Genomic DNA, 23,538 nt, shown 5'->3' with positions numbered 1-23,538 from the left:
ATTTTGTCTCTGTGGCATATTTTTCCATCTCCGGGGAGTCAATCGAAATCCGTCAAAACACTGCTCCTTCCGGAAGCTTTAATGAAATTATTTCCGATCTCACCAAGGCGCTTTAAATTAAAGATGAAAATTCGGGATTCCCAGAAAGACATCAAGATTCGGCTCCGTACCAAGTTCATGATTGGAATTATCATCCTTGAGTGCGTGCTTATGTCTGCGATTATCTTTCTTGTTGAAAATCAGATGCGGGAATCTGTAATGGATGAATTTCTCAAGCGCGGATTTTTTATTGCCAGAAACCTCTCAGCAATAAACACCAACTACGTGGTCAGCTATGATTATGTAAAAATAAGGCAATCTGTTGAAAAAATAGCCCATCAGAGCGGCCTTATTTATGTGGCGATCCTGCTTTTCAACGGAGATGTGGCTGCCTACAGCGGGCCCCGGCCTATGAAAGAGGAAGTTTTCAGCGATATGATGATAAAATGGGCCCTTAGAAATGATAACGAAAGTGTCCGATATCGAAGGCTTTCTGACGATGAAATTTGTGACATCACGCTGCCTATCCTGATTCATGAGGAAAGATGGGGCAACGTATGTATTGGTCTGTCCATCGCGGATATGAACGCAGCCATTCTGGAAACACGGGTCAGGCTGTTTATCCTGGGAGGCGCTGCGTTGCTCTTAGGCTGCATTGGCTCGTTATTTCTGACCAGCCGTATCACCCGGCCTGTGAACACACTTGTCAGAAGTGTGGAGGCCATTTCCAACAGGGAATATGAAAATCCCATACATATCAGCACCCGTGATGAAATCGGTTATCTTGGAACGCGTTTTCTTTCCATGCAAGAGATGCTGAAAGAGCATATTCTTGAACTGAAATCCTCTAATGAAAAGCTTCAGCACGAAATTGTCGAACGAAAGCGCGCAGAAGAAAAATTGGAAGCGTACCGCGGTTACCTTGAGGAACTGGTGGAAAAACGCACTGGAAAACTCCGAATCATCAATGAACAGTTGAAGATAGAAGTCAGAGAACGTGAGCGGGCAGAAAAGGCATCGAAAAAAGCCATGGAAATTGCGGAAAGAGCGAATCAGGCCAAGTCCAAATTTCTGGCCAGTATGAGCCACGAGATCCGCACCCCCATGAACGGCGTACTGGGAATGGCTGAACTGTTATTACGAACAGAACTCAATGATCTGCAGAGACAGCAAGTCGAGATGATAAGCAAATCTGGTCAGATTTTACTGGAAATCATCAATGATATCCTTGATCTGTCTAAAATTGAGGCGGGCAAACTTGAATTGGAGGTTGCCGGCTTCAATCTTTGTCAGACTGTTGAAGATGTTACCCGGCTTCTTGCTGAACGTGCCCATAGCAAAGACCTGGAAATGGCCTGTCTCATACATAGTAATGTCCCGGCTGACGTGTGCGGAGACAGTGTCCGGTTACGTCAGATTCTGACCAATCTGATGGGAAATGCCATAAAGTTTACCAAAGAAGGGGAGATACAGGTCTCTGTTCTCAAAAACAAGGACGCGGGGGACAGAGTATTACTAAAGTTTGAAGTCAGCGACACAGGTATCGGACTGACACGTGAGAGCCAAAAAAGTATTTTTGAACCCTTTTCCCAGGCAGACACCTCCACCACCCGGAAATACGGCGGTACTGGTCTCGGACTGACAATCTGTAAACAACTGGTTGAGAAAATGGGAGGACAGCTCGGTGTCAGAAGTGAACTTGGAAAAGGTTCCACGTTCTGGTTTACCGCATACCTGAAAAAACAGACCATTACGGATAAGATCGAAACATTTCCCCGTTTCAATCTGAATGGTCTGAGCATACTTATTATTGATGGCAGCGACACCAGAAGAAATATTCTGTGTCATTATCTGACATCATGGAAGGGAAAAACTGTTCAGACTGAAAAAGGAGACGCGGCTATTGAAATGTTGCGTCATGCCGTGGCTGAAGGCAAACCTTATGATGTGGTGATTCTGAAGAGATCTTTGCCTGGCATGGATGGTCTGACGCTGGTCCGCACGGTCAAATCCGACCCCGTGATCGCAAAAACCCGGGTGATTCTGTTAATATCCGGCAAGTCTTATGGCGATCTTGAGGAAATACGGCAGGCCGGTGTGTCAGCTTGTTTGGATATTCCAATATGTCAGTCCCCGCTTTATTCCTGTCTTAACACTTTGACAGACAGTCCTGGAAGGCCCGAGGATGCTGAAGAGGAACAAATGGAAAAATTTCATATTTCTGTCCTTCTGGCTGAAGACAATCTTGTAAATCAGGAGGTTTCGAAAGCTTTTTTGGAAACTTTCGGGTGTGATGTGGATGTGGCAAACAATGGGAAAGAAGCTGTTCACGCGTTTGTCAGCGGGAAATATGATCTGATTTTTATGGACTGTCGGATGCCTGAAATGGATGGCTATGAGGCGACCCGCATTATCAGGGAAAAGGAAAAGCGCATAATGTCAGAAACTGAAATATCCGACGCCATGAGGTCGCTGCATATTCCGATTATTGCGCTGACTGCTCACGCCATAGACAGTTTTCGTCAGCGATGTCTGGACGCGGGGATGGATGATTATCTGAGCAAGCCGTTTACCCGGAACCAGATAGGAGAGGTTCTGAAACGCTGGCTGTCTGAAACTGAATCTGTCCGGGAGCAGCAGCCTCTGTCTCCGAATCAGGTATCTGTCGAAGAATCACCGCGGCTTTCGTGTCCTGTTGATTCTGACATACTGGATGAGATACGTTTTATAGAAAAACAGGGCAGTCCGAATTTTATGAGGCAGATTATCGGAACCTATTTGCGAGACTCAGCAAAGCTCTTACAGGCCATAAGAGAGGCTGTCTCGCAGAATGATTCTGACGCCATAAGAGAAATCGCACACAGTTTCAAGTCAGCCAGCGGAAATATGGGCGCAACAGGTCTGGCTTCTTTGTGCAAGGAGATGGAGGACATGGGGAGGGCAAACATGACTGAGGCAGCCGGAGAACTGCTGCCGAAGATTGAGGCAGAGTATGAAAGGGTGCGGAAAGCATTAATCGCTGAGTCTGAAAATTCCTGACGGGGTGGCACCGGGGGATGAACATGGTATCAATGCGTTAAAAAAACTGATCCTGTTTGTCTCTGTATTTTATAACCCCATGATTTTTAAACCATAAAAACATGCGGAATAAAAACAGGGTTGCAATTGGGGCAATGCTGTCTGTGAGATTTTTATCCGCCCGGGGCAGCACTGCGTGTAAAATTATGTTTTTTACCCTCAGAAGCAATACAGAAAGGAAGGAATGATGAAAAAAAATTCAACACCAAAATTTCGACTCATGTCAGCAGCCATCGTGTCGGTACTGTTGTTTCTGCTGTGGGCGGGGTCGGTCCTCGCGGCAGATTCGTCAAAAAATGATCAGGCAAAACCCGGGGCAGAGTACCGGGTCCCCCTTGCCAGCGAACCCGGTAAACTTGATCCTGCTTATATTACAAGTGTTTATGCTGTAAATGTCGCTTTAAATATTTTTGACGGACTGGTGGAATTTGACAAAGACCTCAATATTGTTCCCGCAATTGCAAGACGATGGATGATTTCCAGAGATCATCGTACTTATACTTTTTTTCTTCGCAAAGGGGTTAAATTTCACAACGGAAGAGAAGTCATAGCTGCTGATTTTGTTTATTCACTTCAACGTCTCCTTGATCCTGAAACGCAGTCTCCTGTGGCATCATTTTTTTCCCATATACTGGGAGCGTCCGAATTTCATGAAGGAAAAAGCCAAACCGTCAATGGCCTGAGCGCTCCTGATCCTTATACCTTTAAGATCGAACTTAGGGAACCTTTCGCACCTTTTATTTCTATCCTGGCCACAGTGAATGCCGCTGTCGTTCCCAAGGAGGCCGTGGGACCGGATTTCGGGAAAACGCCTGTGGGCACAGGCCCTTTTCGTCTGCATACACGGGAACCCGGTAATCGCATTGTTCTTTCTGCAAACAAAGCGTATTTTGCAGGCCCTCCGATTATTGAAACCCTGAATTTTCGCATTTACTCCAATGATCAGTGGGAAGTCATTTTCAATGATTTTGAGAAAGGACTTCTGGATCAGGCATTCATCCCCAGCGACAAATATGACGAAATCATCGCAACCTCCCGTTATACAAAAAATTACCAGTTTAGCAGCACTCCCGGTCTGAATCTTGTTTATATCGGTATGAACCAGAGCATACCGCCTTTTGATGATCACCGGGTTCGTCAGGCTGTTTCATATGCAGTGGATACAGAAACCATTGTCAGGGAAATTACCAAGCGGGGAAGTGTTCCGGCCAAAGGTGTTCTGCCGCCGGGGATTGCCGGGTTTGATCCGAATTTCAAAGGATATGCCTATGATGTGGAAAAGGCCCGTAAGCTGCTGGCAGAGGCAGGTTATCCCAAAGGAGAAAATTTTCCTCCGGCGGATATCTGGACTGTTTCCAAAAGCGAGAATGTCAGAAAACAGCTTGAAGCCTGCCAAAAATATCTGGCTGAGATCGGTATTCAGATCATTCCCAGGTTTGCAAAAAATTGGAAAGAATTTATTGGTGTCATTAACGATAAAAAAGCCCCCATGTTTTATGCGGCATGGTATGCGGATTACCCTGATGCGGACAATTTTCTTTATGTACTCTTTCATTCCCGGAGTTCGACCAATCGCATGGGGTACAAAAATGCTGAAGTTGATAAAATGTTGGAACAGGCCCGCCGTGAGACAGATTATTTAAAACGGGTCACTATGTATCGGAAAACAGAGCGAACTGTCATGAATGAGGCTCCTGTCCTGTGTCTTCATATCAACACCTTTAATAATCTTTTGCAGCCTTGGGTAAAGGGGATGGAGATTGGTTATCTGGGGGCCCCTTATATTCCGTTCCGGAAAGTTTCAATAAGACGCAGATAAAGGATTTTCCCAAAAATAAAATACTCGGACGTAGGGTGGGTGGAGCGAAGCGCAACCCACCCTACGTTTTTGTATCGGGTATGTTATTTCTTTCGGGTTCCCTTACAGGGTTGACTGGGAAAATGGGAATGGGTCCCGTAATAAATTGCCGGGCTGTTCTCAGAAAGTTTTTATAATATTAACTAATAATTTAAGTTATGATGTTTTTTGGACACTCTGTTTTTATTTTTTATATCAATAAATTATATTCAAAAAACGTGATTATGGGTTATGCCTATGTTGTATTTTGAACATAAATTATTTTTTCATAATCAGAAAAAATGGTTTTAAATTGCCAGTTTCAGCAGATGAAAAAATCTCAGTCTGTTTCGTTCCCGCGTTTTGCATGGTTCTGAGGCTTTGTGTCCGGATTTCGTTTGCTATCAGGGAATTAAAGCGTCCAAAAGGTATTCCCATGCGAAGCGTAGGAACGAGGAAATGTTCTGTTTAAAGCATATTTTTCATCTGCTGATTTTATGATGCGGGACAAAAAAAACGGTGAGACAGCCAAAAAACTCACGGTGAGCGGATGCGGGAACATCTCCGTTTCAGATTCTTATTAACAACATAATTGTTATAAATATAAAATAGTTACATTGCGAAAAGGCTTTGCGCCGAATATTACTGATTCTTATCAGGTACAAATGGCATAATTTTTGCTTTCCATAATAACAAGAAGAAAATTCCTGTCCGACCAAATAAGTTCTGACGGGTGAGGCGGATGTCAGACCTCAAAATTTATTTGGTCGGACACTGCAAGAAGTTACGATGCAAAAGGTAATTTCAGATTGTCCTCACATAAAAAATTCACTTTTATTATAAATGATTGTCGTTTCAGGATAAAAAGTAGTGGGTTAGGAAAAGAACAATGTCGAAAGCTCCGAACATCGTTACCTGACACCTGATAGCCAACGCAATTTTACCACACAAATTTTTTTTAATTATTTAAGCAAGGAGGTTGTTATGGGAAGTTTAAAATATTTTTTAATGAGGGTGAAAAGTGTTTTTAAAAACCCGGGACGGGAAAATCAGATGAGGTTTCTTAAAAACACATTGCTGGCGTTTTTTTTGGTTATGGTGAGCAGCGGGCTGATTATTTATCCGGCCCAGGCCAAGAAACCTTTTAAATGGGAGGGAGAATTTGTTAAAGAAATCGTCCTGTTTCAGGAACATGCAACATGGACTGAGATCAGAGATGTTGGCAAAATATGGAAAAAGGATTTTGATATCAAAACCGTTATGAAGCTCCCTTTTATCAATGCTTTGGTCATGAGGGTTCCGGACGACGCGGTTATCCTGGGTGATGTGGCGGATCATCCTCTTGTCGAATCTGTCGAGGGCGATGGGAAAATATTTGAAATCGAAGGGTTAAGTAATAATGGGAAGAGCTTTATAGAAAAGATTCCCTCCCCCAAGAGAATGCGTGGGCCATGGAGTCTTCTCAGACTTCTTGATCAGCCCTATGATGATGATTCTCTCATAGGCCCGATTGATCCCAATTTGATAACAGATGAAATCAGTTTTGTTTTTGAGAGATTAAAAGAAAACAAAGTTCGGATTGCTATTTTTGATACCGGAATTTTTAATGAGCATGTAAAAATAAAAGACTCTCTCAATGAAGGTATTGATATTATTGACAGATTGGCTGGAAGATTCGGAGAAGAAACGCCGCTGATGGGGCCGACCATAGATGATAATGGTCATGGTACTCATGTGACAGGTATTATTACGACATTTCTGGATCCTGAATATAAATGGGGGAGAGAGGCTAAGGACTATGTTGAAATTTATCCTGTTAAAATTCTTGACAAATATGCCACAGGTGATGTTTCCAATATCATCATGGGGCTTCAATGGGCCATTGATAACGATATAGATATCATCAATATGAGTGTTGGCTACCGTCAGGACACGCCTGCGCTTCGCCGGGCTTTTCAGGAGGCTTATAAAGCCAATCTTACAATAGTGGCAAGCGTGGGAAACCATTCCAATTGGGATGATGAAGATGGTCTTCAGGGGCTTGCGGACGGCGGATCAGCAGATGGGGGTTCAGCAGACGGCGGATCAGCAGACGGCGGATCAGCAGATGGGGGTTCAGCAGACGGCGGGTCAGCAGATGGGGGTTCAGCAGACGGCGGGTCAGCAGATGGGGGTTCAGCAGACGGCGGGTCAGCAGATGGGGGTTCAGCAGATGGGGGTTCAGCAGACGGCGGGTCAGCAGACGGCGGGTCAGCAGACGGCGGGTCAGCAGACGGCGGATCAGCAGACGGCGGGTCAGCAGACGGCGGTTCAGCGGGAAGCGGGTCCGGAGAATCACTTCCCAGATATTCTGTTATGTATCCCGCGAGATATTCCGAAGTCATTGCTGTCGGAGCCAGTGGCAAATTCGGAGAACTGGCCTCTTTTTCCAACTCCGGCGAGGAAATGGATATCATGGCACCGGGGGTAAAGATTCCCTCTGCGGATATAACAAACGGAAACAAGAAAAAAGGCTTTGGATTATGTAGTGGGACCAGCATGGCAGCGCCTTATGTTACAGCGGTCGCTGCAATGATCAAAGGTATTGCCCCCATGTTGGATAATGACGCAATAAAAGATATCCTTATCAGAAATGCGAATTATGACGCGCAGGAACCTGCGGGGGAGCTTAATCTGACAGGAGCGATCAATGAAACGCTGGCCTGGCTTCTGAATCAGGACCCGGATACCCTCAGTCGAAATGAGATGAAAGAAATTTACAGACAGAATCTTATAGAAAAAATGGAAACCAGCGGTGAGATACTCTGGCAGTAATTTAAGACAGCTCACGCAGAGAATGCTGTATTTTTCGGCATGATAATCTGAAACTTGTTATAAACAGCCCGCGTTCCCGAGTTCCGGCTTGGGAACGCATTTTTTTATCTGTCAGAAACCCTGTCCTTATCTAAAGCTAAAATCATGGTACCAATCGCTGTCCCTAAAGAAACGTTTCTGACAATAACGGTGGGACAGGACCCCCCGCGCGTGAGTGAATAAGTTGATTTTTTTTCATCATAAGAACGGTGATCTTTGGGATATGTGTTTACGGCTGATGCGTTCTGGTTTGCGAGATGCTCAGTCACGTTATCTGATGAGAAATTTGAGTGAAAAAAAGAAGATGTCTTTGCTATTTCATCTGCATGAACACAGAAAGCTGTTATAAATCAGAATATTATGGCGGTTTCAAAGATTATTTTTGTTTGCTTCTTCATTTTAACCCTCTTTTCTGAATTTTTCGTCACCCATTTGTCACTGAGGACAAATTTTTTATTATTCCGGTATACTTCATTTGTCTGTTCGCAGTTTGCTAAGGAACAATTTTGCAACCTGTGCGGTTGATCTCGTTGATCTCGTTGATCTCGTTAATCTCGTTAATCTCGTTAATCTCGTTAATCTCGTTCCCATGCTTTGCGTGGGAACGCAGATCAGACGTTTAGCGTCACGAAGCTCCCGTCGGCACAGGACGCGAAGCGTCCGGCAGGGCATTCCCACGCGAAGCGTGGGAACGAGATAAGCACTCGTTCCCATGCTTTGCGTGGGAACGAGTGTTTGTGTGAATTTTTCATCTGCTGAGTATTCATAAATAGTAGCAAAAATTATGCCATTAACAGAAAAAAAGTAAAATATGTTTATTTTTTTGGATATTTTCAGTTCCAGCAGGCTTTAAAAAAATTTTCAATTTACTGATTTTAAAAAATTATCATCCTGAGCATCAAAATGCCATTCTTGTGTTTTCAAAGAATCAACAAAATTTTTGGATGTGTGAGTCTGAAAAAACAAGGCATTTTTATCTGTGACAAAATAGAATGTGTTCAAAATACGACATATCAGATGAGGTTTTACCATATATTTTTCTGAATAATTCTTTGATTTTTTAAATAAACGCTCATAAAAAAGCCGGGTTTTTTGCCCCCGGTTATGAAAATGTTTTCAGATAAAAAACCCGGCTTTTCAAAATGTATTTTCACGGTAAAAAAAAGAAGATTCAAAAGTGATCAATATCAGGCAGGAAGCAAAGACTCGGGCGATTGGCTAAGGTTTTTGTATCCCATATCTTTTCATTTTGCTGTAAAGGGTTCCGCGGGCAATATTCAGTTCACTGGCCGCCTGCTTCAGGTTTCCGTTTGTTTCCGCCAGGGCTTTGCGTATGATCATTTCTTCCGCACGGGGGAGTGACCAGGAGGAAAGGTTGAGCGTAAACGCTTTTTTATGAGGTTTTTCTCCTATCTTTAACAGGTTGGCAGGAACAATTTCTTTTCCCTTGCAAAAAATAACAGCGTTTTCGATAATATTTGATAATTCTCTGACATTGCCCGGCCAGTTATATTGGGTCAGTATTTTCATTGCCGCATCAGAAATACGGGGGATGTTTTTTTTTGTCTCAGTGCAAAATTTTTTCAAAAAATAATTCGCAAGCACAGGAATATCTGATTTTCTTTTACAAAGCGCGGGAATATCAATACAAACAACATTGATGCGGTAAAACAGGTCCTCACGGAAAAGGTTCTCCTTCACCATTGTGGGAAGTGATTTGTTTGTCGCGCAGATAATCCGGGTATTGGCTTTAAACATCTTGGTTCCGCCCACGCGCTGAAAAGTTCTTGATTCAATGCTGTGCAAAAGAGAGACTTGCGTGGGAATAGGGAGATCACCGATCTCATCCAGAAAAATCGTTCCCCCGTCGGCAATCTCAAAATACCCTTTTTTCTGAGAAATTGCCCCGGTAAAAGCCCCTTTTTCATGACCGAACAATTCACTGTTGCTCAGTGTTTCTGTAAGAGCAGCGCAGTTCACCCTGATGAAAGGACCTTCTTTTCTGTGACTTTTATAATGGATTGCCGCGGCCACCAGGTCCTTGCCGGTCCCGGTTTCTCCAGTGAGCAGGACCGTTGCGTTGGTTATGGCGACATCATTAATTTTATCAAATATCTGAAGCATTATGGGATCACAGCCCACAATATTTTCAAACCGGTAGTCTTTTCGGCGGTCTATCCCGTTAAAAAGGTTTTCTTCCAATATCTTTTTATGGCCGGTGATGCTTTCGATCACCGTCATAATCACATCAGGATCAAACGGCTTATGAATATAATCATAAGCACCCGCTTTCATGGCCTGTACTGCATCTTCTATTCTGTCGGAACTCGTGACCACCACGATAAAAATGTTCGGGTAGTGTATTCTGATTTTTTCTAACAATATGAGGCCGTCCATCACTGGCATTTTAATATCGGTAAACACAATATCCGCGGGAAATGTTCGGAGCTTTGTCAGCGCATCCTGCCCCTCACATGCAGTTTCGATGATCAGCGAATCATTTGAAACGGCCTCCAAAAAAAGCCTCCGTGTCATTTCGTGATCATCAACAAAAAGCAATTTTGTTTTGGAAGACATGAAATAATGTTCCTCCTTCTTTAAGGAGATTTAAGAGCATGTTTGAAAAGTAAAGAATATGAGTAATCATAAGTGGCTGTTTTTTGCCACGAAGACGCAAAGGCACGAAGGTTCACGAAGTCACTTCGTGTCCCGGTGCCTTTGTGGCTGTTTTTTTTGCAGCGAAGACACGGGAGCCTGTCCCAAAAGCAGTTCCGAACGCGGCCCGGGAAGCCGGAAAGCGGACTGACACTGTTCCTGACACCTTTTTTAAAAGACATGTCCTGAAAAAATGTGACCGTGACACGGAGATATGATCATTGTCTCTTATAACTGCTCATATTCCCTACTTTTCAAACAGGCTCTAAGCAGTTAATTTTGCTTCTAAAGCTGATCTGACCTGTTCATATTCTTTTTTCAGCTTTACGAATGTTTCTGACAGTCCTTCCCGGATACGGTCCCGGGCCGCATGTTCCAATATTCGGCAAGACTCGGACAGGGCAGTTGCCCCGAAAATAGCGCTCTCTGATTTGAGACTGTGCGCCTGTGATTCCAACACTTCCAAGTCTTTTGCAAGAATAGCCTGATCTATTTTTCTGACCCTGGCCGGGGTATCCTTTAAAAACGTATTCACAAAATCTTTCATTAAATCTTCTTTTCCATGTACCAATGAAAATAGTTTTTTCAAATTAATACATGACGGGGATTGAACGTCGGAAACAGGGGGAGCATCATCGGAAGGTTTCTGAATATCAGGGGACCGTAAGTTTTTCAGTGCGCTGATGAGTTTCTCCGGCTGCATGGGTTTGCTGATGAAATCATCCATTCCCTGGTTCAGATATTTTTCTTTGCCCCCTGACAGCACATCCGCTGTCATGGCAATGATCCAGGGCTGCTTTTCTTTTGGCCAGTTATCCCTTATGTGACGGGTGACTTCTGTTCCGTCCATTTCCGGCATTTGGATATCCATCAGCACCACATCATAAGACTGCTGCTCAAATTTTTCCAGCGCTTCTGTTCCGTTATTGACGACATCCGCCTGATAACCCGCTGTTTTAAGAATATATTTAGTAAGCTTCTGATTGATCTGATTGTCTTCGGCCACCAGAATGCGGAGCGGATGACGGATTCCCGGCTGAGAATTGATTTGTGTTTTAACCTCAGGTGCTTTGGCTGGTTTCTCCCGGCATTCCGAAGCGGTCTGATCTCCGAAGTGATTTGTCAGGGCATTGAAAAGCTGGGAAAGTCTGACAGGCTTTCTCAACACTTTGAGATGTGTCATATTCTGATTTTGCAGGGAAATCCGGGAGTCACCTATGGCATTCAGCAGGATGATCGGCAAATCGCGGTACTCCTGATATTGCCGTATTTTTTCAGCTAAGACAAGGCCGCTCATCTCCGGCATCCATATATCCAGAATGGCAATGTCAAAGGTCTGACATTGCTGAATCCGGTTTAATGCGGCCCTGCCTGATGACGCTGTATAAGGGATCATCCCCCATTGTTCGCATTGCAACTTTAATGTCTGCAAGCTGGTTATATTGTCATCTGCAATCAGCACATGTTTTTTTATGAGTTCCGGGGAGGCAGCTGCCGGATATGTCCGGGGCATGCCTGATACCGGGCTTATCTGAATGGTAAACGAGAATGTCGAACCTTTTCCGACAGAATTCTCAGCCCATAATTTTCCCCCCATTAATTTCACCAGTTGTGAGCAGATGACCAGCCCCAGACCTGTTCCTCCGTGTTTTCGTGTCGCGGAGGCATTAATCTGGGAAAAGGGCTGAAACAGAAATCGTTTTTTATCTTCAGGAATTCCGATTCCCGTATCTCTGACAGAAAATAAAAGTTCGGGCGGGGCGGAAGATATTTTTCCCGGGTCCCGGGTCCCTGCCTTCCCGGTTTCGGAAGTCCTCACCCAGATAAAAATCTCCCCCTCTTCTGTAAATTTGAGCGCGTTCCCGACAAGATTCAGTAACACCTGACGAAGACGGTTAATATCCGCACTGATGAAACTGGGAACATCCGGTTCGATTCGGGAGATCAGTTCAATCTTTTTTTCCGATGCCTTTGAAGCCATCAGTTCAAGACTTTCTTCAATGCAGAGCCGAAGTTCAAAAGGGTGTTTTTCCAAGCCCATTTTTCCTGATTCGATTTTGGAAAAATCCAGAATATCATTAATAATGGTTAACAGGCTTTCACCCGATGCCTGTATGGTCTCCACAAATTCACGCTGACGGGGGGGCAGCTCCGTGTCCAGAAGAAGCCGGGTCATACCAAGAACTCCGTTCATGGGGGTTCGGATTTCATGACTCATCATTGCCAGAAATTCGGACTTGGCCTTTGAAGCGGCTTCCGCAGCCTGTTTGGCTTTTTCCAATTCCTGCCGCGCTTCCTCACGCTCAATTTCCTGTGCAAAATGGTTTGCAATCACCCGGAGAGTGTCTGTGAGAGAAACCGCGTCCCGACGTTCGCTAAAATCCGCCAGACTCAGCGCGCCAACCACCTTTCTTTTACCTGTCATGGGCACACACACAACGGTCTCTGCTCCGAGTTTTTTATAGGTGTCAAATTGGGGCTCGGACCGCTGGCTGATACTGAGTTCCGCAAGGGGTTTTCCGGAAGCGATCACTTTGCCCGCCACAGTTCTGTCCGCCGGAAGCTGTATCGGGAGAGCATTTTTATCAGGAACACCTGTTGCCCCCGCCAGAATGATTTTATCTGATGCCTGATCCCAAAAGGTAATTCTGGCAAAGGGAAAGCCAAATCGGTCTGCAAGAATTTTCGGCACCTGCTGACAAATATCATCCAGGGAGCCGGAAGATAGAAATAATTCGGAGATAATGCTGATGGTGTCCCTCTCCCGCCGGGTCCGCTCATAAGCCAGACGGTCCTTATAGTCCCGGATCACTTTTCTGAGTGTTATGGGCAACACATTCAGATAATTGTTCTGAGAATCTTTTATCACATAGTCATTTGTTCCTGCCTTAATCGCTTCAACAGCAAGGTTTTCCGTACCGGTTCCGGTTAAAAGAATAAAAGGTAAAAAAATGTCTCGGTCATTCAGTTCTTTAAATAATTCCAGACCGTTCATACCAGGTAATTTGTAATCTGCGACAACCAGATCAAAGGTTTGGTAATCTGTGACAAATGTTCCCAGTGCGTCCTCAGACTGGCAAAAGCAGATAAATTCCCACTGATCCCGCTCTTTTTCAAATGCTTTTTGAAACAGGAGCATGTCATTTTGATTATCTTCAATTACAGCAACTCGAAAAGGTATCTTCTCATTCATTCTTCTCACCTTCTGTCCTGAAAAATTTAAAATAATCTGTCCTTTTCTTCCTGCTTCACCGAGGCAGTTTTGCTGAAAAATTTCGACCTGTGCGGTTACAATTTTTGCAGGGTGGGGTCCGCTTCGCGCCGCCCACCCTACAGCTATTTTTAATTTCAAATAGTTATGTTTAACCGCACCGGTCGAAAAATTTTCAGCCGGTGCCGCGTTTCCGCAGGCTTAAAATTTGGTGGGACTCCCCCATACGCATCGGGCTAAGGATATAACCTTCTGATTTCATCGGAACCGATCCGGGTGACAGCCAAAAAGCAGAACCTTTATTTTCGGGCGTTCCGGAATCATAAAAATTCTTAGCCTGAGTCAATAGCATTGCCCCTCTCCGATACTGGTGACTGAGGGCTGAACAGGTTTTCCGGAGTTCTATCCGGAGTGCGAAAAATGCTTTTTCGCAATTGCAAAAATAAAACTTTTGCACTCCGGGTCCGTTCGGAATTGCCTATCAGCAGCACTGTCCGTATCCGGGGCTTTGTCAGGCACATTTTTTTCAGAAGGTTATCTGTCAATAGTTTCTGAAAATGAGGTGTCAGACGCAGGCAAAGCATCTGTGATAATATTCTCAGCCTGTTTGTCCGGGGGCGCTGATTCGTCTTTATTTCCCTGATTCCCTGATAAATCTTTCCGCTGCATCCATTCCTTGAGTACATTATACAGCTCTTCCATGGTAAAGGGCTTGCTCAGATAATCATCCATGCCTGCGGCGATACAACGTTCACGGTCTCCTTCCATGGCATGGGCAGTTAAGGCAAAAACAGGGGTGGGGGAAATTCCCATGACTTTCTCTTTTTTTCTGATAATTCGTGTGGCCTCGTATCCGTCCATTACAGGCATCTGACAATCCATGGCAATAATATCGTAAGTATTTTTAGTAAAGGCTTCAATGGCTTCCCTTCCGTTCCGCGCCTCATCCACCGTGCATCCGAAGAATTCCAATTTTTTCCGCGCCAGGGCCAGATTTACCGCATTATCCTCCACAAGAAGGGCGTGGCATTCGAACTGAGCGGATATTTTCGGATGTTCCTTTTCCTTTTTGGCATCTGTTGGCCGGAGGGAACCCTTCATAAGAGCGATAAGATAGCTGTAAAGCTTTGACTGACTCACAGGTTTGCTCAGATAGTTTGGGAATTCACGCCCCCGGGTCTCTTTGTCATTATTATAAAAGCCTACGGGGATAAGCAGAATGGGTTCGACATCTGGCAATGAGGGATGAGCTTTTATTTTCTGAGCCACTTCCCAGATATTTGTGTCAGGTACTGTCACATCCAGAAGCACGGCCTGGAAAGGATCTTTCTGAGACGCTTCCTGTTCAAGCATCTCAAAGACCTGGTCCGTGTCTTCCGCTTCCGTGACCCGGACCCCCCATTCGACCAGATGATAAGATATTACAGATCGGCTGGTATCATTTCCGTCAAGAACAAGGATTCTGAGGTTTTCAAGAGATTCTTCTTCCTTATCCTCATCCGGAATTGCAGTGTTCTGCTTTTCAAAACGGACTGTGAGCCAGAAGGTGGACCCTTCCCCGGGAGTGCTGTCAAAACGGATTTCACCGCTCATCATATCTGTCAGTTGTTTGGTGATAGCCAGCCCGAGCCCGAGCCCTTCATAACGGCGGGTAAGTGAGCCGTCAGCCTGGGAAAAGACATCGAAAATAGCGTCCCTGACATTGGGTTCCACCCCGATACCGGTATCTGACACTTCGAACTGTATGAGGGCACTGTCAACATCCTGCTGCATGAGCCGGACTTTTATATTCACTTCGCCGGCTTCTGTGAATTTGACAGCATTGCCGATGATGTTCATAAGTATCTGGCGCAGTCTTTCAGGGTCTCCGTTCACGAACGCTGGAATATCATGATAGGTGAGACAGGTAATGCTGATGCCTTTGTTATGGGCGCGTTCGGCGATAAATTCCACTGTATCTTCAATCAGCCCAGGCAGATTAAAACCGACCTGCACCAGTTCCAGCCGGCCGGACTCCATCTTGGAAAAATCGAGGATGCTGTTGATGACACCCAGCAGCCCCTGTCCTGAGCGATACACAGTTTCTGAAAGCTTGCGCTGATTTTTCGACAGATCCGTTTCAAGGAGCAGTTCGGTCATTCCGAGTACGGCATTCATGGGGGTGCGGATTTCGTGGCTGATATTGGTGAGAAACTGGGTTTTGGCAACATTCGCGGCTTCGGCCGCTTCCTTGGCTTTTTTCAGTCTTTCATTGGTGCTGGTCAGCAGTTCTATATGCGCTTTTATGGTTTCCTGCATCGCTGCAAAACGATGCCCCAGATAAGCGATTTCATCAGAGGTTGTGATATGAATCGGGTGATCATAATCCCCCCCGGATATGGCTTCCACACTGCTGACAAGGGATCCGATGGGATGGGTGATGCGGCGTGCCAGCAGAAGTGAGGCAATACAGCCTGAGAAAAGTGCGATCAGTCCCAGACTCAGTAAAAGAATACGCGTTCTGAGGATCGCTGCTTTTATGCCCTCAAGGGAAAAGCCGCATCGCACGGTGCCCCAGTTTTCATTTTCAAGCAGGATAGGCACGGCAATGTCACAAAACGTTGTATCTTCCAAGTCTCCGTGCTGGACCAGCGGCTTGTCAATTTTGAGTGTCTGCTCATGAAAAGGGCCGGTGAGTATTTTATCTCTGATTTTCTTAGGCCCGGTATAGTTTGCCACCTCACCGTCGTAGAAGATCACCGCTGCATAGAGCAGGCCGCTGTCCGCTTTGACCTGTGCGACATTCTGTTCAATTTTCAAATAATTATACGTGGCAACGTAGTTGGTGTTCATTGCTGCCAGATTTCTGGTGATGGAAAGTCCTCCTTTTGAAAATTCGTCCAGAATGGAGTTTCGCATCTGATTCTCAACCACAAGAATAATCGCTGTCATCAGGATACACTCAAGAATGATGATACCGATCATAAATTTGGTACGCAGCCGGAATTTGATTTCTTTCTCAGAATGTTTCTGCGTCATCTTTTTCCTTTGTTTCTCTTTGCCCTCGAGGGCCGGAAAACAGCAGTCTGTCATAACACGATGTTCAAGCTTCAGTCATTTTACACCTACCTGACACCTGACACCTAACACCTAACACCTGACACCTGACACCTAACACCTAACACCTGACACTTAACACCTAACACCTGACACCTGACACCTAACACCTGACACCTAACACCTGACACCTAACACCTGACACCTGACACCTGACACCTGACACCTGACACCTGACACCTGACACCTGACACTTAACACCTAACACCTGACACCTAACACCTACCTTTTTTCAGAGTCTATCCATATTTTTTGAAAGGGTAAATAAATAGCACCCAGATGATTCATATGAATGCCGTTTACCCAGGGTTGGAAAAGGTAATTAAAGCTGTTGATATGCTGGCAGATAATCGGCGCATCCTGCATGACCCGTTTTTCAATTTCCTGATACAGTTTTACCCGGGTCATGTAGTCCATTTCTTTCCGTGCCTGTTCCAACAATTTATCTGTTTCCGGGTCAGAATATCCCATGCGGTTGGTTTTGCTTTCAGAATGAAAAAGAACATGGAGAAAATTGTCCGCATCAGGGTAATCCGCATACCAGGCCATATAAAATATGGGCACTTTCTTTTCATTGACAAGTCCGATAAACTCCTTCCAGTTTGTCGCGACTTTCGGTATGAGCTGAATGCCAATGTCAGCCAGATATTTCTGGTAAGCCAGTATCTCATTTTTTACGCTTTCGGACTTGGATACTGTCCATATTTCAAGGGGAGGGATGCCTTTTCCTCCGGGATAGCCAGCTTCGGCAAGAAGTTCACGTGCCTTTCGGGGGTCATAAGAATAGCCTTTGAAACGGGGGTTAAAGCCTGCTATGCCGGGGGGCAGAACGCCTTTGGCAGGCACACTTCCCCGTTTTGTGATCTCACTGACAATGGTTGCCGTATCTGCTGCGTAGCTCACGGCCTGACGAACTCGTCTGTCCCCGAAAGGTTTCAGGGCTGAATTCATCGCAATATAAACCAGATTAAGTCCTGGTTTGCTGATGACGGTATAACGATTTTTATAATCAGGATTGGAAATCAGCTCATATTTATGGCTCGGAATAAGAGACTGATCCAGAAGTCCTTTTTCAAAGTCACTGAAAATTTTTTCCCATTCAACATTGGGATAGATGCGGAAATACAGGCGATTCAAAAACGGTTTGCCGCCAAAATATGCCGGGTTGTTTTCAAGAATAATGTTCTTAGCCGGTTCCCATGAATGAAAACGGAACGGTCCTGTTCCCACCGGATGCGTGGCAAAATCAGGCCCCATGGCCTCTTTTGGAACGACTTTTGCGTTAATCATTGCAAGGATGGACAGAAAGGGGGCAAAGGGCCTTTCCAATTCTATATTTAATGTATAAGGATCCGTAGCGGAGAGTCCTGCAACAGTTTTGGCTTTGCCCTCATAAAACATTTTTGCTCCCCTGATATCGAGAAACAAAGAGATAACAGGAGATTTCGTTTTCGGATCCAGGATGCGGGTGAATGAAAAAATAAAATCATCCGCAGTGACTTCCCGCCCGTTATGAAATTTTACTCCTTTTCGGAGCAGGAAGGTGTAAGTGCGATGGTCTCTGGAAATCTTCCATCTTTTGGCAATAGCGGGAACGACTCTGAGGTCTTTGGAAAATTGCACAAGTCCGTCAAAGAGATTCTCGGCCACATTAAATGAATAAATGTCAGTATAAAATGCGGGATCAAGTGTAAGGGGATCGCCGGACAGAGGAATGCGATATTCCCCGCCGTATTTTTCTTGGGATGCTGATACTGTCTGAACATTAAAAAACCAGAATAGTAATCCCAAAAGAAAAACGATTGTTGAAACGCTCCGATAGCAGAATCGCCGATTTTTTCGCATCATCTTACTCCTTTCTTTATTAATTGAAAAAATAAAAAAATATATTATAACATAATACGATTTGTTGAAAAGAAGCAATTGACAAGGATTTCTGATAGAAAAGGGATTTCCAATCGCCTTCTATGAAAAATCCCCTTTTTATTTGGAAACTCTTAGTCGTTGTAACAGTTTTTTATTATTTTTCATACAGGAACAGAACTTGCTCCGGAAGGGGCGAAAATTCAGGATGTCAGAAGTTTCTGATCCCCCAAAAAATTCAGATGATGACTAATTGTCAGGACAGTTCCTATAATTTAGTGATTTTATAGAAATTGACAATTTTTGATCTGTCAGTTTAAATCTTTTGTTTTCAGAAACTTATATTTTTATCCTGTCCTGATTTTCAAAAAACTGTCCGAATCATTGCTATTGCCTTGTCAAAATTGAAATTGTGAGTTGTTTTTTATATACGCCAACCCTTAAAAACAAACCTGGCAAAGCACTATGAGGAACTCTGAAAAAAATTTTTATTTTAATTATGACTTAAAGTTGCATAACTGTCAATACATGTTCATCTGCTATTCATAACGTCAAACAAAGTGAATTGCATCATATCAAACAACTTATAAAAAATATTCGTCAAATTAGCCAGAAAAAGTTTCAATTTCGGAACAGAGTGTTTTTTTGTATTTTGATTGTAAAAAAAATAAAATAACTTAACAGATGATATTCAGAAGACTCGCTTTTATAAATAAAATGTTGTTGCTAAATTACAGCAGCGGCTGGCACATAAGCAGCATATGGAAAGTGTTTCCCAAATGCTTACCTGGAACTGATATATTGGGATGCATTTTAACACGCGTTTCAGGGATCAGATGTTTTTTTGTATCATCGCCGGGGACTTGCTTCAGATTTTATAAACGTGTCCTTTCAGGGCTTTTACAAGATGTTTCCGGTCCGCTGATGATGTATTTAAATTGGGAGAATATGTCCGCCTCATTATAAAATTAAGATGTTGTAATGAAATCATGTCGTAAGATTTTTTGGGCTTTAATATATTAATATTACAGAATCTGATTTTTCGTACAGTCTGCGAACGGACGGTGTATTAAGAATCAGAGGGAATTGTGACTCGCTGATATCTGTAAAAATTAATTGATTAAAAATCTGATAAGACGCTTTACAAAATCAGGAGAAAGATATAAAAATATAGACTCATATTACTTTCACTCTTACAGTCTGATTGTTATTAATAGACATTATCGGAAATAAGCGGCCAGCCAATCCGGAGTGCCAAACTTGCAGTTTGGCAAAACACCTGTCCCCCGGGAATCCCGGAATATTGCCAAACTGCAAGTTTGGCACTCCGGATGTTCGGTTTTGACCGATGTTTTTTATTTCCGATAAAGTCTAATTTTTTAACGATGGCTGACACGCACTTTGACTCAAAAGAGGCGTATGATGAAAAATAACACCGTTCTGATAATCGAAGACAACAAAAAATGCAGGAAACTCCTGCGAACCCTCCTTGAACTTGAAGAATATCATGTTTTGGAAGCCGCGGATGCGGAAAATGGTATTTCTCTGATTCAAAAAGAAAAGCCTGCTCTGATTCTCATGGATATTAAGCTTCCTGGTGCAGACGGACTGGAGGCTGCCCAGCGTATCAAAAATGATCCGGTGCTGAAGGAGATACCCATTGTGGCCGTAACCGCTTATGCCATGAACAATGATAAAGAAAAAGCTCTGACTCACGGATGTGACGGTTATCTGACAAAGCCGATCAGTATCATGTCTTTTCTTGATACTGTGACCGGTTTTGTAAAGAAAAAAGACCCGACAAAAAGGCGGTTCAGAAAGAGTCATAAAAGCAGAATCTTAATCATAGATGATGATCCGCGCAATGTTAAGCTGCTCATGGGAAAATTGCCGGATAAATACGAAATCATAACCGCATATAACGGAGAGGATGGTCTGGAAAAAACCTATAAAGAATTTCCGGATCTGATTTTGCTGGACATTATGATGCCCGGAATGGACGGATATGAAGTGACCGGAAGATTAAAAAACAACCCTGATACCAGAGATATTCCCATCATACTGATTACCGCCCTGGACGGGACAGATGACAAGATCAGAGGTCTGAATGTCGGAGCTGATGAGTTTCTTTCCAAACCCATAGACACAGCAGAACTCCAGGCAAGGGTTCAGTCTCTGCTCCGTCTTAAAACCTACCATGAGCAATTAATCACAAGAACCCAGTCACAACAGGCTTTTATGACACCGGACAGGTATGATGAATCAGAAGAGAAGCTTGATGATTTTCCCATGATTGTTCTGATTGAAGACAGCGCCTTGGATGCAAAACTGATCCTGGCCTGTCTGGATGGGCTGCCTTACCAGATCAGGACCTTCGGAAATGGGAAAGATGCTGTGGCATTTGTTCAGAAAGAGCAGGCTGATATTGTGCTGCTGGATTTGAACTTACCGGATATGGACGGATTTGAGTTTCTCGATAATCTCAGAAAAACGGAACACAACAAGAACACACAGGTGGTTGTGATTACAGGATCGGATGATCATGAAAGCAAACTCCGGAGTATCGAACTGGGCACGGATGATTTTTTGCTCAAACCTGTGGATCGGGAAGAAATCCGGGCCAGGACCAATGCCCTGATCAGAAAAAAAGCCTATCTGGATCAGTTGAACGACCGGTTTGAAACCGCCCTGAACGCGGCCATCACAGACAGGCTGACAATGCTGTATAATCATACTTATTTCAAACATTTCCTGGAGCGTGAAATAAAAAGGTCCCACCGCCAGAATCATCCGCTGGCTCTGATTATGATTGACGTGGATAATTTCAAAAAATATAATGATACCCGGGGACATCTGGCCGGGGACAGGGTCCTGCAACAGACGAGCAGAATCGTCAGGGACAATATACGGGAAATTGATTTGGCAGCCCGTTATGGGGGGGAGGAGTTTGCCATTGTGCTGCCCCATATTGATATGAAGGATGCCTTAGCTGTGGCTGAACGAGTCCGAAAGGCCATTGCTGCCCATGCCTTTCCTCGTGAAGCCCCTTTCCCTCCGGATAAAGTCACTGTAAGCATGGGGGTTGCTTTCAGCCCCACAGATGCCGCCAGTGTTGAAGAACTCATCAAAAAAGCAGATCAGCAGCTTTACCGGGCTAAAGATGAAGGGAAAAATTGTGTTTGCACCACCGAACATTTATCATTAGCGGAGGATAAAAAATGAAAATAAAATACAAGCTGCTTATCGGATTTCTGGGAATTGCGCTGTCCGTACAAATTGTCAGTATTGTTGCTTACAGGAAAAACAGGGTCATTCATTATGAAGTGATGCAAATGTATCAAAGCTCTGTAAACGAAGTCGAATACACCTCTGAGATGCTCATTGCCTTACAATCGTCTCAGACAGGCTGTCAGGAATTAATCGAAGAAAAATTCAGAGGAATCCACAGACCTTTGAAAAAAAAAGACGCGGAATCTTCGATTCAGAAAGCAGAGGAACATATCAGAAAAAATTTAGATGCGTTTGAAAATTATCTCGCTCTGGGCAGCAAAGCAACTGAAGCAGCGATTCAAATGGCTGCGAGCGCGGAAGATGATGAAAAGAAAAAAAATGAAACAAAAAAATTGGAAGACTGGATAAAAAAAATAAGGAAAGATTTTGGGCTGTATAAACAGATGGTTTTTCAATTTATGGCCCTTGTCAGTATAAACCTTGACGGTGCGGATGATTTTTGGGAACAAAAACTGGAACCGCATTTTAACACGGTGCTGCTTCCCACAATCAGAAGTTACAGAGCAGATTCCAAAGCGGAACTGGCAGATGAAATTAAAAAAATTGAACGCTGTGTCATAAATGCCGACAGAACGATTTTCATTTCAGGTATAGTTGTTTTTCTTAGTGCTGCCATATTGGGATTCTTTATCTCCGCGGCCATATCAAGGCCATTGGCAGAACTGACAAATAAGGCGGCAAAGATCGGAAGCGGAGACCTGGATATAAGAATTGATTATAAATCTTCAAATGAAATTGGTATGTTAGCTGAGAGAATGAATGATATGGCAGCCAACTTGAATAAAACAACAACCTCTTTGCAAGAAGCCAAAGAGGCTGCCGAAACCGCAAACCGGGCCAAGAGTGATTTTTTAGCCAACATGAGCCATGAAATCAGAACCCCTCTCAATCATATCATGGGGTTTACCGAGTTGGTGGCTTATAAGAAGTTCGGAGAGCTGAATCAGACCCAGGAGGATTATCTCAATGAGGTACTCGGGAGCAGCAAACATCTTCTTTCTCTGATTAATGATATTCTGGACATTGCCAAGGCAGAATCCGGCAAGCCCCGGCTGGAACTCGGAGATACCAATATTAAAAAACTTTTGGAAAAGAGTGTGGTCATGGTTAAGGAAAAGGCGATAAAGCATGGCATACAACTTACAACGGAAACAGAAGAGCTTCCGGAAGTCATAAAAGCGGACGAGCGTAAGCTGAAGCAGATCATGTATAATTTGCTTTCCAACTCCATGAAGTTCACACCGGACGGCGGAAAGGTCAGTTTAAGCGCACGCATTTGTTATTTAGCTGAAAATCAGAAAACCCCCGAAAACGATAACAGCACAGACTCCCAAGTTGAAGTAAGCATTGCTGATACGGGCATCGGGCTGGCAAAGGAGAACCTGGAACGGATATTCAGACCTTTTGAGCAGGTCATGGGCGTGGCAATCTCTGACTCCGAGGGAACAGGTCTGGGGCTGTCTCTGGCAAAAAAATTTGTCGAACTCCACGGCGGCAGGATATGGGCGGAGAGCGAGGGTGAGGGCAAGGGAAGTGTTTTTCGCTTTGTAATTCCCATCAGAAGCTGATTGTCCGGAGTGCCAAACTTTCAGTTTGGCAAAGCCTCGCTGGTTTC

The 23,538-nt window shown here is 44.1% G+C and carries 11 protein-coding genes; 6 read left to right on the top strand and 5 right to left on the bottom strand.

Annotated features, from left to right (window positions below; genetic code table 11):
- Positions 1-81 precede the first annotated feature (81 nt).
- From dnm_RS00910 to dnm_RS00900, 3 genes are all read left to right on the top strand, one after another.
- Positions 82-3,078, top strand: a complete 2,997-nt coding sequence (locus dnm_RS00910) for a response regulator (RefSeq protein WP_207680843.1) — start codon at positions 82-84, stop codon at positions 3,076-3,078.
- Positions 3,079-3,301: 223 nt separating this feature from the next.
- The gene (locus dnm_RS00905) at positions 3,302-4,936 is read left to right on the top strand and encodes an ABC transporter substrate-binding protein (RefSeq protein WP_207680842.1); all 1,635 of its coding nucleotides are present in this window, start codon (positions 3,302-3,304) and stop codon (positions 4,934-4,936) included.
- A 1,002-nt stretch (positions 4,937-5,938) separates the two neighbouring features.
- On the top strand, positions 5,939-7,768 hold the full coding sequence (locus dnm_RS00900; protein ID WP_207680841.1) for a S8 family serine peptidase: 1,830 nt from the start codon (positions 5,939-5,941) through the stop codon (positions 7,766-7,768).
- A gap of 510 nt (positions 7,769-8,278) precedes the next feature.
- Here dnm_RS00900 and dnm_RS00895 read toward each other — a convergent pair.
- On the bottom strand, positions 8,279-8,521 hold the full coding sequence (locus dnm_RS00895) for a hypothetical protein (RefSeq protein WP_207680840.1): 243 nt from the start codon (positions 8,519-8,521) through the stop codon (positions 8,279-8,281).
- A 504-nt stretch (positions 8,522-9,025) separates the two neighbouring features.
- A complete protein-coding gene (locus dnm_RS00890) occupies positions 9,026-10,384 on the bottom strand; it encodes a sigma-54-dependent transcriptional regulator (protein ID WP_207680839.1) in 1,359 nt (452 codons plus the stop codon).
- Between the two features lie 83 nt (positions 10,385-10,467).
- Here dnm_RS00890 and dnm_RS00885 point away from each other — a divergent pair, with 83 nt between their 5' ends.
- The gene (locus dnm_RS00885) at positions 10,468-10,680 is read left to right on the top strand and encodes a hypothetical protein (RefSeq protein ID WP_207680838.1); all 213 of its coding nucleotides are present in this window, start codon (positions 10,468-10,470) and stop codon (positions 10,678-10,680) included.
- Positions 10,681-10,727: 47 nt separating this feature from the next.
- Here dnm_RS00885 and dnm_RS00880 read toward each other — a convergent pair whose 3' ends face one another.
- The 3 genes from dnm_RS00880 to dnm_RS00870 form a co-directional block, all read right to left on the bottom strand.
- The gene (locus tag dnm_RS00880; RefSeq protein WP_207680837.1) at positions 10,728-13,655 is read right to left on the bottom strand and encodes a response regulator; all 2,928 of its coding nucleotides are present in this window, start codon (positions 13,653-13,655) and stop codon (positions 10,728-10,730) included.
- Positions 13,656-14,207: 552 nt separating this feature from the next.
- Entirely contained in the window at positions 14,208-16,691 is a 2,484-nt protein-coding gene (locus dnm_RS00875) for a HAMP domain-containing sensor histidine kinase (RefSeq protein ID WP_207680836.1), read from the bottom strand.
- A 300-nt stretch (positions 16,692-16,991) separates the two neighbouring features.
- Complete coding sequence (locus tag dnm_RS00870) at positions 16,992-18,617, bottom strand: ABC transporter substrate-binding protein (protein WP_207680835.1); 1,626 nt, start codon at positions 18,615-18,617, stop codon at positions 16,992-16,994.
- A 1,434-nt stretch (positions 18,618-20,051) separates the two neighbouring features.
- Between dnm_RS00870 and dnm_RS00865 the strand changes: the two genes are divergently transcribed.
- Both dnm_RS00865 and dnm_RS00860 read left to right on the top strand, forming a co-directional pair.
- Positions 20,052-21,854 carry a response regulator gene (locus tag dnm_RS00865; protein ID WP_207680834.1) on the top strand — a complete coding sequence of 601 codons (1,803 nt, stop codon included), beginning with the start codon at positions 20,052-20,054 and terminating at the stop codon, positions 21,852-21,854.
- Positions 21,851-23,491: a sensor histidine kinase gene (locus tag dnm_RS00860; protein WP_207680833.1), complete on the top strand. Its 1,641-nt coding sequence runs from the start codon at positions 21,851-21,853 to the stop codon at positions 23,489-23,491. Before dnm_RS00865 ends, dnm_RS00860 begins: the two co-directional genes overlap by 4 nt.
- Positions 23,492-23,538: the final 47 nt, after the last annotated feature.

This window comes from Desulfonema magnum (assembly GCF_017377395.1).
Taxonomy (GTDB): domain Bacteria; phylum Desulfobacterota; class Desulfobacteria; order Desulfobacterales; family 4be13; genus Desulfonema_C; species Desulfonema_C magnum.
This window is presented reverse-complemented; position numbering and strand designations above follow the sequence as displayed.